The 13,446-nt window shown below is 61.7% G+C and carries 10 protein-coding genes; 3 read left to right on the forward strand and 7 right to left on the reverse strand.

Annotated elements, in window-relative coordinates; translation table 11 throughout:
• Nucleotides 1-389: 389 nt before the first annotated feature.
• Nucleotides 390-1,124 carry a phenylalanine 4-monooxygenase gene (locus tag ABD833_RS01880; RefSeq protein ID WP_345070592.1) on the forward strand — a complete coding sequence of 245 codons (735 nt, stop codon included), beginning with the start codon at nucleotides 390-392 and terminating at the stop codon, nucleotides 1,122-1,124.
• 33 nt (nucleotides 1,125-1,157) lie between these two features.
• Here ABD833_RS01880 and ABD833_RS01885 read toward each other — a convergent pair whose 3' ends face one another.
• The 6 genes from ABD833_RS01885 to ABD833_RS01910 form a co-directional block, all read right to left on the reverse strand.
• Nucleotides 1,158-1,445 (reverse strand): Mpo1-like protein, encoded by a 288-nt coding sequence (locus ABD833_RS01885; protein WP_345070593.1) that lies wholly within the window; start codon nucleotides 1,443-1,445, stop codon nucleotides 1,158-1,160.
• A 579-nt stretch (nucleotides 1,446-2,024) separates the two neighbouring features.
• Nucleotides 2,025-2,885 (reverse strand): dienelactone hydrolase family protein, encoded by an 861-nt coding sequence (locus ABD833_RS01890; RefSeq protein ID WP_345070594.1) that lies wholly within the window; start codon nucleotides 2,883-2,885, stop codon nucleotides 2,025-2,027.
• Nucleotides 2,886-3,009: 124 nt separating this feature from the next.
• Complete coding sequence (locus ABD833_RS01895) at nucleotides 3,010-4,377, reverse strand: ABC1 kinase family protein (RefSeq protein ID WP_345070595.1); 1,368 nt, start codon at nucleotides 4,375-4,377, stop codon at nucleotides 3,010-3,012.
• A complete protein-coding gene (locus tag ABD833_RS01900) occupies nucleotides 4,377-5,009 on the reverse strand; it encodes a TetR/AcrR family transcriptional regulator (RefSeq protein ID WP_345070596.1) in 633 nt (210 codons plus the stop codon). Before ABD833_RS01900 ends, ABD833_RS01895 begins: the two co-directional genes overlap by 1 nt.
• A gap of 245 nt (nucleotides 5,010-5,254) precedes the next feature.
• Entirely contained in the window at nucleotides 5,255-6,577 is a 1,323-nt protein-coding gene (locus tag ABD833_RS01905) for a cryptochrome/photolyase family protein (protein ID WP_345070597.1), read from the reverse strand.
• 289 nt (nucleotides 6,578-6,866) lie between these two features.
• A complete protein-coding gene (locus ABD833_RS01910; RefSeq protein WP_345070598.1) occupies nucleotides 6,867-7,583 on the reverse strand; it encodes an SDR family NAD(P)-dependent oxidoreductase in 717 nt (238 codons plus the stop codon).
• A 210-nt stretch (nucleotides 7,584-7,793) separates the two neighbouring features.
• Here ABD833_RS01910 and ABD833_RS01915 point away from each other — a divergent pair, with 210 nt between their 5' ends.
• Entirely contained in the window at nucleotides 7,794-11,243 is a 3,450-nt protein-coding gene (locus ABD833_RS01915) for a pyruvate carboxylase (protein ID WP_345070599.1), read from the forward strand.
• Nucleotides 11,244-11,314: 71 nt separating this feature from the next.
• On the opposite strand, the gene ABD833_RS01920 is transcribed toward ABD833_RS01915, so the two are convergent.
• Nucleotides 11,315-11,647, reverse strand: a complete 333-nt coding sequence (locus tag ABD833_RS01920; protein ID WP_345070602.1) for an META domain-containing protein — start codon at nucleotides 11,645-11,647, stop codon at nucleotides 11,315-11,317.
• Nucleotides 11,648-11,903: 256 nt separating this feature from the next.
• On the opposite strand from ABD833_RS01920, the gene ABD833_RS01925 reads away from it, so the two are divergent.
• Nucleotides 11,904-13,247, forward strand: a complete 1,344-nt coding sequence (locus tag ABD833_RS01925; RefSeq protein ID WP_345070603.1) for a M20/M25/M40 family metallo-hydrolase — start codon at nucleotides 11,904-11,906, stop codon at nucleotides 13,245-13,247.
• Nucleotides 13,248-13,446: the final 199 nt, after the last annotated feature.

Genomic DNA, 13,446 nt, shown 5'->3' on the forward strand with positions numbered 1-13,446 from the left:
GTACAATCCAACAGCCGTTGGGTATGCTCAGGCGCTATTTTTGAAATATGACCTGTTTTTTTAAGGGTAACCATGGTAAATACAGATACTTTAAGTGCAAAAGCCTCTTTGTTCGGCATGCTAACGGAAGATTACCATGATGTTAAGCCAGAATTACCCTGAAAAAATAATTTCAGGATTCTGCGGTTTATCTGGGCTATTCTATATATTTGCCCCTGTCATGATGAACCAGTCCGCGAAACGCTTCTGCCTAACCAATATTCGTCCCGTGCGGGACGAAGTCGGGCGGCGTTGCCATTCCGGAAAGTAAGTAGTCATGCTACCCAAACTCTGAAATCACACGAAAGCCCGACTCCTTCCAGGAGCCGGGCTTTTTTTATGCCTCTGCCATGCTACAGCAAGACTACGCCTGCTACACCACCCAGGATCAGCTGGTCTGGAAAGTACTGTTCGACCGCCAGACGGCGCTGCTGCACAAGCGCGCCGCTACGGCCTTCGGGCAGGGCCTGGCCAAAGTGGGGTTGCACCGCGGCGCCATCCCCGACTTCGCCGAAGTCAGCCAGCGGCTGCACCAGGCTACCAGCTGGCAGCTGGAGCCCGTGCATGGGATGCTCAACGATGCCGATTTCTTCGGCCTGCTGGCCCAGCGCAAGTTTCCCGCCACGGTCTGGATCCGCTCCATGCAGCAATTCGACTTCATTGAAGAGCCCGACCTGTTTCACGGCGTATTCGGCCACGTGCCGCTATTGATGGACCACGCTTTCGCTGATTTCCTGCACTTCCTGGGCCACGTAGCCGCCCAGCATCTGCACGATGCGCCGGCGCTGGCCCGGCTGGAGCGGCTCTACGGCTTCACCGTGCAGTTTGGGCTGGTACTGGAGCGGGGCGAGGCCCGGATGTACGGCGCCGGCCTGCTCTCATCGTCGGGCGAAATCCACCATTGCCTCGGCGACATCACCCGGCGGCAGCCGTTCGATCTGGCCACCGTGCTGCACACGCCCTACAGCGAGCAGCACCTGCAGGATCAGTACTTCGTGCTCAACAGCTGGGAGCAGCTCACCGAAAGCGTAGCCGAGCTGGCCGCCCTGCTCTCGACGGGCTGGGAGCTGGAGCCGGTGCGGTGAGCTGGCGACAGGTGAAGGATGACAGACGCTTTTTCACCAGTTCACAACTTCACCTGTCACCGCTTCGCCTAATACCGCTAGGCCCAGGGCCCGGTACACGAAGGGCAGCCGCCACAGCGGCCCAATGAGCAGAAACTGCAGGTCTTTTAGAAAGTCGGGCTTCTGGCCTTCCACCTTGTGGCCCCAAAGCTGCCCCACCCAAGCCAGCCCGAAAACGATGATGCACACGCCCCACAGCGGTAGCGCCGCGCCGGCCTGCACCAGCCGCAGGGCCCCCGCCATCAGCGCCCATACCAGCACCATGCCGATGGACCGCCGCACCGACCGCCGCAGATAATGAGGCTGTTTAGGGTTTCGAAAAAGCTGTCATCCTGAGCGGAGCGAAGGACCTTATCACGTCCGTACCACTTGGAATTAGGCCAACATGAGCCGTCGTGAGAAGGTCCTTCGCAAGCGGAAGCCAGATGAAGCACGACAAACGACGAAAAAACCGAAACCCTAAACAGGTTCAATACATTACCGCCAGCCCCATCATCAGGGTGGCCAGATTCAGCCAGGGGCTCAGCTGCCGTACGGCCGCCGGCATTGGTACCGACCATAGCAGACCCAGCAGGGAAACCATAATCAGCGGGACGCACACCCAATGCACCAGCTTGTTGGTCGGGTTCTAGTGGCTTTCACTGCACTCGGTTAGCAGATCAGGGGGCGTGGCCATGCCAGGAGAGTGAAAGGGGGATGGATGGCCGGCCCTGGCAGATCTTTACCCAGGCTGTGGGCCCGGTAAATTCATCAGGTTTCGCGCATACTTGTCAGTAGGGAGTTTACCATAGAAAAAGCCCGACTGCTGCTGCAATCGGGCTTTTCTGCGAACAGGTAACGTCTGCAAGCAGGCCGCCGGAATTACGACTTGAGCTTGAAATTCTTGCGCAGATACGCCAGCGCCAGCCCGTGGGCTTTGGCCGAATATTCCTTGCTGTATTTGGGGTTCGAAGGGTTGGCAAAGGCGTGGTCGGCATCGTAGCTCACGATGGTCACTTTCTCCTTGGCCGCGGCCATATCCTTTTGGAACCGGGCCACCACTTCGGGGTTGATCCACTTGTCCTGGGTGGCGAAGATGCCCAGCACGTCGGTGTTCAGGGTTTTGAGCTTGGCCACGTCCTTTTCGGGCATGCCGTAGTACACCACGCTGCCCACCGCCTTCGGGCCGGCCAGCAGGGCCGTCTGCAGGCTCCAGCCGCCGCCGAAGCACCAGCCGATAGAGGCTACTTTGGCACCAGGTCCCGCGTGCAGCAGGGCCCCTTTGATGATGGCCTCGGCCCGCTCGGTTTTTACGGCCTGCATCAGCTTACCGGCTTCGTCGGGGGTAGTGGCTACCTGGCCGTCGTAGAGGTCAAGGGCAATGATGTTGACGCCTTTCAGCTCGTTGGCGTAGGTGGCAGCTTCCTTCTTGATGTAGTCGTTCAGCCCCCACCACTCGTGGATGATGAACAGGTACTTGTCGGAGCGCACGTTGCTCTTGATTTCGAAGCCTTTGCCGGTCAGGCCATCGGTAGTTTTGAACTCAATCATTTCGCCCTGGCCCTGGTAGGCGTAGGGCAGAGGAGAGTCGTGGCCGCCGGAGAAGTCTTCGTTGGTAGCCAGCATAGCAAAGGTTTCCGTGGCATTGGCCGCAGGCCGGGCACAGCAGCTTACTTTGCTCTGCGCCGAGGCCATAGTTGCCACGCTCAGCAGCGCGGCGCAAAGGGTCCAGATCTTTTTCATAGAATGAAAAAATGATGAAAAGTGGAAATGCCGACCGTTAGCTTGTTTGATGTAGCTACATAAACGCGCTACCGATCGGTAACTACAGCTTAGGCCTGCCGGAATAGTTTGGCAAAGCCAAAATTCACGCGGCTCCGGTCTGCACCACGGCCCGCAGCTCGGTCAGCAAAGCATACAGGCCCACGTACGTCCGGTTCAGGTAGATAAAATGCTCCGACCCACGCGGCTCCCGCTGCTGGCGCAGCTCGGGCTGCTGCAGCAGATCGTCGCCGAGGGCGTAGAGCGCCGCCATGTACGTGGGGTCGCCGAAGTCGAAGGTGGGCTGGCGGAAAGGGCGGCCCACCAGCTCCAGCGAGGCTTCCATAGTACTTATATAAAAGGCGCGGCGGGCGGGCGTATCCTCGGGGCGCAGGATCCCGGCCTCGGTCAGCAGCGCGGCCAGGCGGGTTTCGTCGGCCAGGGTCTCGGCCGTGAGCAGGGCCGTGAACAGGGTATACACGTCAGCCGGAATTTCCTTTACGCAGCCAAAGTCCAGCACGCCCACGGTACCGCCGTGTTCGGTCCGCAGCAGGAAGTTGCCGGGGTGAGGGTCGGCGTGCACCTGCCGGAGCGTATTCATCTGGAAGGCGTAGAAGTCCCAGAGTGCCTGCCCCAGCTGGTTGCGGATTTCCTGGCTGGGGTTGGCCGGCAGAAACTCCTTCAGGTGCTGACCGCCCAGCCAGTCCATGGTCAGGATGCGGGGGGAGGAAAGCGCGGGGTAGTAGCGGGCAAACTCCAGGTGGGGCAGGTGGGCGCAGCGGGCCCCGATTTCGGTGCCCCGCCGCAGCTCCAGCGCGTAATCGGTTTCTTCCAGCAGCCGGGTTTCCACTTCCTCCAGGTAAGGCCGCACCTGGGCTTCATCGAGCCCCATCACGCGCAGGGCAATGGGCTTCACCAGCCGGATATCAGAGCGGATGCTGTCGGCCACGCCGGGGTACTGCACTTTCACGGCCAGCGGCCGGCCGTTCTGGCGGGCGAAATGCACCTGGCCGATGCTGGCGGCCTGGCGCGCGTTCAGGTCAAACTCCTCGAAAAGCTCGTAGGGCGAGCGGCCGAAGGCATCCCGAAAAACCTTGACGACGAGTGGGCCGGAAAGGGGCGGGGTTTGGTACTGGGCCTTGGCAAACTGGTCGGCGTAAGCAGCGGGCAGCAGGTTTTTCTCCATGGCCAGCATCTGCGCCACCTTCAGCACCGAGCCTTTCATTTCACTCAGCGTGCCGTACAGCTCCGCCGCGTTGGCCTGGTTCAGGTCGTCGGTGCTGCTTTCGGCGCCTACCGAGCGGCGGGCGTAGTGCTTCACGTAGTTGGCGCCCACTTTCAGCCCCGTTTTGGCGAAGCGGGCCGCCCGCGCCACCTTGGTGGTCGGAATGGAGGAAAGCTGGCGCAACTCCGCCGCGTTATCAGCCGGGGCCGGGTTCAGGTCCCGGGCCGGCGTATCAGACAGGTCCGGCATTAGCGGCGGCGAATCAGGAAGTGGACGAAGTCCAGGGCCGAATCCAGGGAGTTGCGGCCCACCAGGTCAAAGCTCAGGGTAACGGCTTTTTCCACGGCGGCATCGGTGCGCTCAAAATTGAGCGTGTCGTCTTTGGCGAAGAAGCCCAGCACGAACATCACCTGGGCCCAGAAAAAGCGCGGGTACTGGCCCTGTACCAGCGGTCGGGAGGCTACCTCCTCGGTCTGGCGGGCCTGGCGCAGCAGGTCGGCCACGAAGTGCTCGAAGTCCTGACGGAAGTCGTCGAGCACCCGGGGCGTGAGGCCCGGCACCGGCGGCATATACTTGCGCAGCGACCAGAGCGCGTAGCTGCGGTTCTGCTTCAGAATTTCGAGCAGGGTGAAGTAGAAGGCCAGCAGCTTTTCCCGGGCCCCGTACGTTTCCCACACCGGCTCCTTAGCCGCCCGCTCCCGGGCATCGCGGCCGAAGTCGCCCCAGATTTCGCGGTCGATGGCGGCGAAGGTGGCATAGTGGCGGTAGAATTCAGCCTCGGGCATGCCCAGCTTCTGCGTCAGCTTGAAGACGGACGCGGGCGGGGTGTTTTTGTTCAGTACGTAGCTGAGGTAAGCCTGTTTGATGCGCTCTTTTTCCATAGTAGCTATAACCCGCGACGGGCGCTTAGGTTGTCGGGGTGAGGGCAAAATCCGTCGTTTGTCATCCTGAGCATTCCGCGCTTATAGCGGCAACGCAGTGAAGCGAAGGCCCTTCCGCAGATAACTGACCAGCCTCATTAAATGAGCGAAGCCCTTTTCCGCGCCAACAGAAAAGGGCTTACTGCTTCGAAAAGAGTCTGGCAGGGGCGAAGCGGAAGGTCCTTCGCTTTGCTCAGGATGACAGACTATTCCCCCGCCGCCCGGTAGGCGGCGCGGAAGGTGTCGATGGCGCGCTGCCGGGCGAACTTGTGGTCGACCATTGGCTTGACGTACCTGGTGGTGCCGAATTCGGGCACCCACTTTTTCACGTAGACCAGCTGCGGGTCATAGGCTTCCAGCTGATTCTGGGGGCTGTAGACCCGGAACCAGGGCGCGGCCACGGCGCCGGTGCCGGCCATCCACTGCCAGTTGCCCACGTTGTTGGCCATATCGTAGTCGAGCAGCTTATCGGCGAAGTACCGGTCGCCCCAGCGCCAGTCGATGAGCAGGTGCTTGACCAGAAAGCCGGCCGCCGCAATCCGGGCCCGGTTGGGCATATAGCCGGTCTGGTTCAGCTCCCGCATCCCGGCGTCCACCAGCGGGTAGCCCGTCCGGCCCTCGCACCAGGCCTGAAATTCGTCTTCGTTGTTGCGGTAGGGCACCTGGCGCAGGCGTGGGTCGTAGCTTTCGGAGGCGGTGAAAGGGAAATGCCAGAGCAGCATCATGAAGTAGTCGCGCCAGATGAGCTCCCCCAGCAGCTTGGGGTTTAATTCCCGGGCCTGACGCATCAGCTCCCGCACGCTCAGCGTACCGAAGCGCAGGTGCACCGACCGGCGCGTACTGCTGTTCACCAGGCCGGGCTGGTCGCGGGTGTTGTGGTAGTTCTCCACCAGGGTGGCGGTGGGCAGCTCGGCGGCGGGCACAAACTGCTCGCAGCGCTCAAAGCCCATTTCGGCCAGCGTCGGCCGGGCCGGGGCATCCGGCAGAGGCGTCAGGTTTTCGGCCCGGACTAATTCCCGGGACGGATGCGGCTCCAGCTGTTCGTCGCGCAAGGCATTCAGCCAGGCCTTGCTGTAGGCGCCAAACACCTTCGACGGCTTGCCGGATTTTCCCAGCAGCTCGTCTTTAGCGAAAATCACCTGGTCCTTGAAAGCGTGAAACTCCGTGCCGCGCCCGCGCAATACTTCCGCAATAGCCGCGTCCCGCTCCGCCGCGTAGGGCTCGTAGTCTTCGTTGGTGTACACGGCGGCCACCTCGTAGCGCTGGGTAAGTTGCGCAAATACCTCCGTCGGCCGGCCGTAGTAGGCCAGAAAAGTGCCGCCCGCCCGGGCCGTAAGCCCGCCCAGTCGTTCCACCTGGTCATAGATGAACGTGACGCGGGCATCCTTGCGGCTGGGCAGCAGATCCAGAATCTCCCGGTCGTAGATGAAGAGTGGCACTACGGGCAAGCCGCTTCGCAGCGCCGCCGCCAGACCCGCGTTGTCGTGCTGACGCAGGTCGCGCCGGTGCCAGAAGATGACGATTTTCATGTGGGTCCTGGTTGGTTAGGGGCTTGGGTTCTTGATTGGTGGGAGCTTGGTATTTGGGGTCCTGGGAGCTTGGTTGCGGGAACGGCTGTCATCCTGAGCTTGCGCAGAACCTTCCTGTTTTCCCGCTCAAAACCCTACGAACAAGCAGAAGCTTGGTTGAGGCCTGAAGCAGAGCGGTGAAAACGGCTGGCAGCGAGGCGGGAGCAAGGGCCTTAAGCCGGTTATGCCTCATCCAGGCGGAAAGCCAAAAAAACCAAAAACCAAAAACCGTAAACCAAAAACCAAGTCCCTACTTCAACCGGCCCATCCCGCCATCTACCGGCATTACCTGCCCGGTGATGAAGGAGCCGTGTTCGGAAAGCAGGAAGGAAGCCATGTAGGCCAGATCCTGGGGCTGGCCGATGCGCTGCAGGGGGTGACGCTTGGCGCTGGCTTCCTGCTTTTCGGGCGAGTTGAGCAGCGCCGCGGCCAGGGGCGTATCGGTGAGGGAAGGAGCCACGGCATTCACCCGCACGTTGCTGGGGGCATATTCGGCGGCCAGGGCGCGGGTGAGGCCTTCCAGCCCGGCCTTGGCCGTGGCAATGCTGGCGTGGAAGCTCATGCCCGTGGTGGCGGCCACCGTGCTGAACAGCACAACCGACGCGCCCTCGGCCTTTTTCAGGCGCTTCATCACGGCCTGTAGCACCTGCACCGCGCCCAGTACGTTCAGCTCGAACTCCGCGCGGAAATCGTCCAGCGGAATTCGTTCAAAGGGGCGCAGCTTGATGCTGCCGGGGCAATATACCACGCCGTGCAGAACTTCGGGCAGCGCCGCCAGCAGCTCCGCGGGCAGGGGCTGGGTAGCGTCGAAGGGCAGGAAAGTGGTGCCCAGCGCTTCCAGCTCCGGCGACAGGTGGCGGGAGGCCGTGAACAGGTTAGCGCCCAGTTTCTGGAGCAGTTGGGCCGTAGCCAGGCCGATGCCCGAGGAGGCGCCGACGATAAGAATATTCTTTTGGGAAAAGTCCATGCGGAAACGGGGGACAAGGTGTGGGCTGACAACCCGGCGACGTGGCCAAGGTTTATATATTGGGCCCTAAACCCGGCTTTAGCAGAATAGCCGGAGCGCGAATAAGTAAGCTTCAGCAAAAATTCGCTGCTGCACTCCGGGTCTTGCCGGGCTTTTGCCTAGCTTTCGGGCCTGAATGCCCACCACACCCCAAAACGCCTTTTCCGAGTTATGAATATTCGCAAACTGCTGGTCGCTAACCGCGGCGAAATTGCCATCCGGGTGCTGCGCGCCGCCACCGAGCTGGGCATTCCTACGGTAGCCATCTACACCTACGAAGACCGCTACTCCCTGCACCGCTACAAGGCCGATGAAGCCTACCAGATCGGCCGCGACGATGACCCGCTGAAGCCCTATCTGGACATCGAAGGCATTCTGCGGGTAGCCAAAGAAAACGGGGCCGATGCCATTCATCCCGGCTACGGCTTCCTGAGCGAAAATGCCGCCCTGGCCCGCCGCTGCGGGGAGGAAGGCATCCGCTTCGTGGGGCCGCGCCCCGAGGTGATGGAAGCCCTCGGCGACAAAGTGGCCGCCAAGCGCGTGGCCGTGCGGTGCCAGGTGCCCATCATCGAAAGCAGCATTCAGGATCTGGATAGCTTCGAAATTGCCCGGCAGGAAGCCAACCGTATCGGCTACCCGGTGATGCTGAAGGCGGCTTCGGGCGGCGGCGGCCGCGGTATGCGTGTGATTCGGGACGATGAGCAGCTGGAGCGCGGCTTCTTCGAGGCCCGCAACGAAGCGCTGAAAGCCTTCGGCGACGACACGGTGTTCCTGGAAAAATACGTGGAGCGGCCCAAGCACATCGAGGTGCAGATCGTGGCCGATAACTACGGCAATATCGTCCACCTCTACGAGCGCGACTGCTCGGTGCAGCGGCGCTTCCAGAAAGTGGTGGAAGTGGCCCCGTCGCTCGACCTGGCCGACCACCAGCGCCACCTGCTCTATGAGTACGCCCTGCGCATCTGCCGGGCGGTGAACTACAACAACGTGGGCACCGTCGAATTCCTGGTCAACCCCGAGCTGGACCGCATCTACTTCATCGAGGTGAACCCGCGCATTCAGGTGGAGCACACCGTGACGGAGATGATAACCGGCATCGACCTGATCAAAACCCAGCTTTACATTGCCGACGGCTACCGGCTCGCGGCCCCCGAAATCGGGCTGGAGGTGGGCGGGCGGCCCCTGAAAACGGGTTACGCCATTCAGTGCCGCATCACCACCGAAGACCCCGAAAACGACTTCAAGCCCGACTACGGCACCATCGTGGCCTACCGCTCGGCCGGCGGCTTCGGCATCCGCCTCGACCAGGGCTCGGTGTATCAGGGCGCCAAGATTTCGCCGTTTTTCGATTCGCTGCTGGTGAAGGTGTCGGCCCACGCACCTACGCTGGAAGGCGCGGCCTCCAAGATGGCCCGCACCCTCGACGAGTTCCGCATCCGCGGGGTGCGCACCAACATCCAGTTTCTGCAAAACATCATTGCTCACCCCGAGTTCGTGAGCGGGCACGCCAACGTGGACTTCATCAAGGACACGCCCGAGCTGTTCAGGTACAAGGCCCGCCAGGACCGCGGCTCGAAGGTGCTGGGCTTCGTGGGCGACATCATCGTGAATGGCAACTCCGACGTGAAGGGCCTCGTGGACCCCAACCGGGAGCTGCGCAAGCCCCGGCTGCCCGCTTTCGATCCGGTGGCGCCCTACCAGCCCGGCACCAAGGACAAGCTCACCGAGCTGGGCCCCGAGGGCTTTGCCAAATGGCTGCGCGAGGACCCGCAGATTCACTACACCGACACCACTTTCCGCGACGCCCACCAGAGCCTGCTGGCCACCCGCATGCGCACCTTCGACCTGCTCAAGGTGGCCGAGCGCTACGCCAAAATGCACCCGCAGACGTTTTCGATGGAAGTGTGGGGCGGCGCGACGTTCGACGTGGCCCTGCGCTTTCTGCACGAGGATCCCTGGGAGCGGCTGGCTAAAATCCGGGCGGCGGTGCCCAACATCCTGCTCCAGATGCTGATCCGCGGAGCCAACGGCGTGGGCTACAAGGCCTACCCGGACAACCTCATCGAGCGGTTCGTGCAGCAGGCCTGGGAAACCGGCGTCGACGTGTTCCGCATCTTCGACTCGCTGAACTGGATGCCGGGCATGGAGTCGTGCATCAATTTCGTGCGCAAGAAAACCCAGGGCCTGGCCGAGGCCAGCATCTGCTACACCGGCGACATTCTGGACCCGAAGCGCAACCAGAAATACTCGCTCGACTACTACCTGCGCCTGGCCAAGCAGGTCGAAGACGCCGGGGCGCACATTCTCTGCATCAAGGATATGGCCGGCTTGCTGAAGCCCTACGCCGCCACCGAGCTGATTACGGCCCTGCGCGAGACGGTCAAAATCCCGATTCACCTGCACACCCACGACACCTCATCGTTGCAGCCGGCCACCTACCTGAAAGCGGTGGAAGCGGGCGTGGACGTGATTGACGTGGCCATCGGCTCCCTGTCGGGCCTGACGTCGCAGCCCAACTTCAACTCGGTGGTGGAAATGCTGCGCGGGCAGCCCCGGCACCGCGAATTCGACCAGGAAAGCCTCAACGAATTCTCCAACTACTGGGAAACCGTGCGCGAGTACTACTACCCCTTCGAGTCGGGCCTGAAGGCGGGCACCTCGGAGGTGTTCCAGCACGAGATTCCCGGCGGGCAGTACTCCAACCTGCGGCCCCAGGCGGCGGCCCTGGGCCTGGGCGACAAGTTTGAGCAGGTGAAAAAGACTTTTGCCGACGTGAACGAGCTGTTCGGCGACATTGTGAAGGTTACGCCTTCCTCGAAGGTGGTGGGCGACATGGCCCTGTTCCTGGTCACCAACAACCTGACTACGGCCGACGTGCTGGAGAAAGGCCACACCCTGAGCTTCCCCGAATCGGTGCAGAGCCTGTTCCGCGGCGACATCGGCCAGCCCGAGGGCGGCTGGCCCCAGGCGCTGCAGAAGCTGATTCTGAAGGACGAAAAGCCCTTCACCGACCGGCCCAACGAGCACCTCAAGCCCATCGACTTCAAGAAGGAGATGAAAGCGTTCGAGGCCAAGTTCGGTGCCGGCGGCAAGTTCACCGACCTGCTCTCGTACCTGTTCTATCCGAAAGTATTCGAGCAGTACCGGGCCCATCTGCAGGAATTCGGCGACGTGTCGGTGGTGCCCACGCGGGTGTTTTTCTACGGCCTCAGGCCCGGGGAGGAAACCATCATCGACATTGCCCGCGGCAAGTCCGTCATCGTGAAGCTGCGCTCGGTGGGCCAGGTGAACGACGACGGCAACCGCACGGTGTTCTTCTCCTTCAACGGGCAGACCCGCAACCTGGAAGTGCGCGACCGGGCGGTAGAAGTGAAGACGGTGCGCAACCAGAAAATCGACAAGGCGAATCCGCGCCAGGTGGGTGCGCCGTTGCAGGGGATGCTGTCCCGGGTGCTGGTGCAGAACGGGCAGGAAGTGAAAAAAAACGCGCCCCTCTTCATCATTGAGGCCATGAAGATGGAAACCACCATCACCGCCGCCGCCGATACCACTGTGCAGAGTCTGCAACTCACCGAAGGAACCCTGGTTCAGGCCGACGATCTGGTGCTGACGCTGGGGTAGGGGCAAGCCCATAAACAAGGGGGGCGGACCAGGAACAACCGTTCTTGGGTCCGCTCCCCTTGTTTATGGGCTTACCGCAGATATACAGCGTGCAGGATGGCCGCCGGGGAGGTAAACGCTGCCGCAAACAGCCGCCCCGGGTCACCTTTAATCTGGTAGGTACGCGTAGTGGTCAGCGTGTTCAGGCCGGTGGTTTCTATGGTGTTGCTACGGTCGTCGGCGCAGGCCGTCCTGGTAGAAAGCAGGGCCCCAAAGCGGAGCTGATCTTCGGCGGGTAGCTCGAAAGAGTCCGTGAAACGGCTGCCCCCGCCATGGCCTTCGGCCCGCCGCCCGGTGGCGCGCAGCCGTACACAGGGTTCCTGGCCGGCCGTGGCTACCAGCTGATTATTTAGAATTCGCGGCACCCGGTGCGTACTGCGCAAAGAGGCCGGCGGAGTGGTGGCGGCTGATGGGGCGGCAGCGGTTGCTGCTCCCCTGGTGGGCGTGCCCGTCCGACAAGCTGCCAACGAACTACCACCGGTAAGTCAGGCCAAAAGCACCAACGAACGAGTCATGAGACTTGCCGCTATACTTTATCATCATAGGCCGGGAAAATCCGAAAAATATGCTGTCATGTCCTCGCGGTTACCTGATAACTTCGCAAAAGGCTTATTTTGCGTGATGCAAAGGATTCTTTTCGTTTTATTAATCGGCTATCTGACCCCTGGTTTTTTAGTGGCCCAGAAAAAAGCAGCTATTCCTGTTTCTTCCGCCGTGCCGGCCGCTACCGTAGAGCGGGTGGTGCGGGCGCTGGCCGCCGATGACATGCAGGGCCGGGCCACCACGCAGCCGGGGGGGGGGAAAGCCGCCCGGTTTCTGGCCGAGGAATTCCGCCGGCTGGAACTGGCCCAATTGCCGGGCCTGACCACCTACGAGCAAACGTTTCCGGCCTACGAAACCCGCACCGCGGCGCTCTACGTCACCATCAATGGCGTCAGCATTCCCAAGGACAAAGCCCTGCTGATTTCGGGGGAACCCAAGCTGAACTGGACCGACGCCGATGATCCGGCCGCCCGGGTAATGGTTATCGGGGCCCCGGCCTTGCCGGCCCAGCTATTTCGCCAGCTATTGGAGCCCAAGGAGAATCTGTTAGTCATTCTGGATCCGGCCCATGCCGCCGATTTTGAGCGGCTGGCTAAGCGGCTGCGCTCCGGCACGCTGCACGCCGAAAAGCCCGGCTCATTCTCCTGCGTGGTAGTGCTGACGGAAACGCCCAACGCGGCCGTCAAATTTCGGGTGGCGGCCAATACCATCGTTCGGACGCTGGAGCTGCGCAACGTGGTGGGCGTTCTGCCCGGCCAGGACAAGACGCGGGCGGAAGAAATGGTCGTTTTCTCGGCCCACTACGACCACCTGGGGTTCCTGCCCACCGTGGCCGGCGACTCCATTGCCAATGGTGCCGACGATGACGCCAGCGGGACTACGGCCGTGGTAGCTTTGGCAGAGTACTTCAAAAAGAAAAACGACAACGCTCGAACCCTGGTCTTCGTGGCCTTTACGGGCGAGGAAATCGGGGGCTACGGCTCCCAGTATTTCTCCCGTCAAATCGACCCCCAGCGCGTGACGGCCATGTTCAACATCGAAATGATTGGCAAGCAGGCGAAGTCCGGCCCCAACACCGCTTTCATCACCGGCTTCGATAAATCGGACTTCGGCAAGCTGCTCCAGCAGAACCTGACCGGCACGCCCTTCCGCTTCGAGCCCGACCCGTATCCGGCGCAAAACCTGTTCTACCGCTCCGACAACGCCACTCTGGCCCGGCTCGGCGTGCCGGCCCACAGCATCAGCACCGACCAGATTCCGACCGATAAGCTCTACCACAGCGTGAACGACGAAGTGGAAAGCCTGGATCTACCCAACATGACGGCCGTCATCAATGCCATTGCCCGCAGTGCCGCCGGCATCATTTCGGGTGCCCAGACCCCCACCCGCATTGCCCCGGAAACGGCGGTCAAGCGCCCCTGAAACCCGCAAAATTCCCCGCGGCCGGAGGGTAGCCTTGTGCTTACCTATAATCCGGAGCGGGCTTGCCCGGATGTGCTTCACGCAGGGTCCCGCAGGGGTAAAGCGCGGTGTCTCGCAGTGCCATTCAGCAAAATCACGGCGCAACCCTGCGCTTTACCCCTGCGGGACCCTGCGTGGAAGCTTCCTCGTTGCCGCTACA

It is taken from the genome of Hymenobacter fastidiosus (genome assembly GCF_039539565.1).
Classification (GTDB): Bacteria; Bacteroidota; Bacteroidia; order Cytophagales; family Hymenobacteraceae; genus Hymenobacter; species Hymenobacter fastidiosus.

Coding starts and splice junctions, on each gene's coding strand:
- ABD833_RS01880 (WP_345070592.1), top strand. CDS start 390: ATGCTACAGCAAGACTACGCCTGCTACACCACCCAGGATCAGCTGGTC.
- ABD833_RS01890 (WP_345070594.1), bottom strand. CDS start 2,885: ATGAAAAAGATCTGGACCCTTTGCGCCGCGCTGCTGAGCGTGGCAACT.
- ABD833_RS01895 (WP_345070595.1), bottom strand. CDS start 4,377: ATGCCGGACCTGTCTGATACGCCGGCCCGGGACCTGAACCCGGCCCCG.
- ABD833_RS01900 (WP_345070596.1), bottom strand. CDS start 5,009: ATGGAAAAAGAGCGCATCAAACAGGCTTACCTCAGCTACGTACTGAAC.
- ABD833_RS01905 (WP_345070597.1), bottom strand. CDS start 6,577: ATGAAAATCGTCATCTTCTGGCACCGGCGCGACCTGCGTCAGCACGAC.
- ABD833_RS01910 (WP_345070598.1), bottom strand. CDS start 7,583: ATGGACTTTTCCCAAAAGAATATTCTTATCGTCGGCGCCTCCTCGGGC.
- ABD833_RS01915 (WP_345070599.1), top strand. CDS start 7,794: ATGAATATTCGCAAACTGCTGGTCGCTAACCGCGGCGAAATTGCCATC.
- ABD833_RS01925 (WP_345070603.1), top strand. CDS start 11,904: ATGCAAAGGATTCTTTTCGTTTTATTAATCGGCTATCTGACCCCTGGT.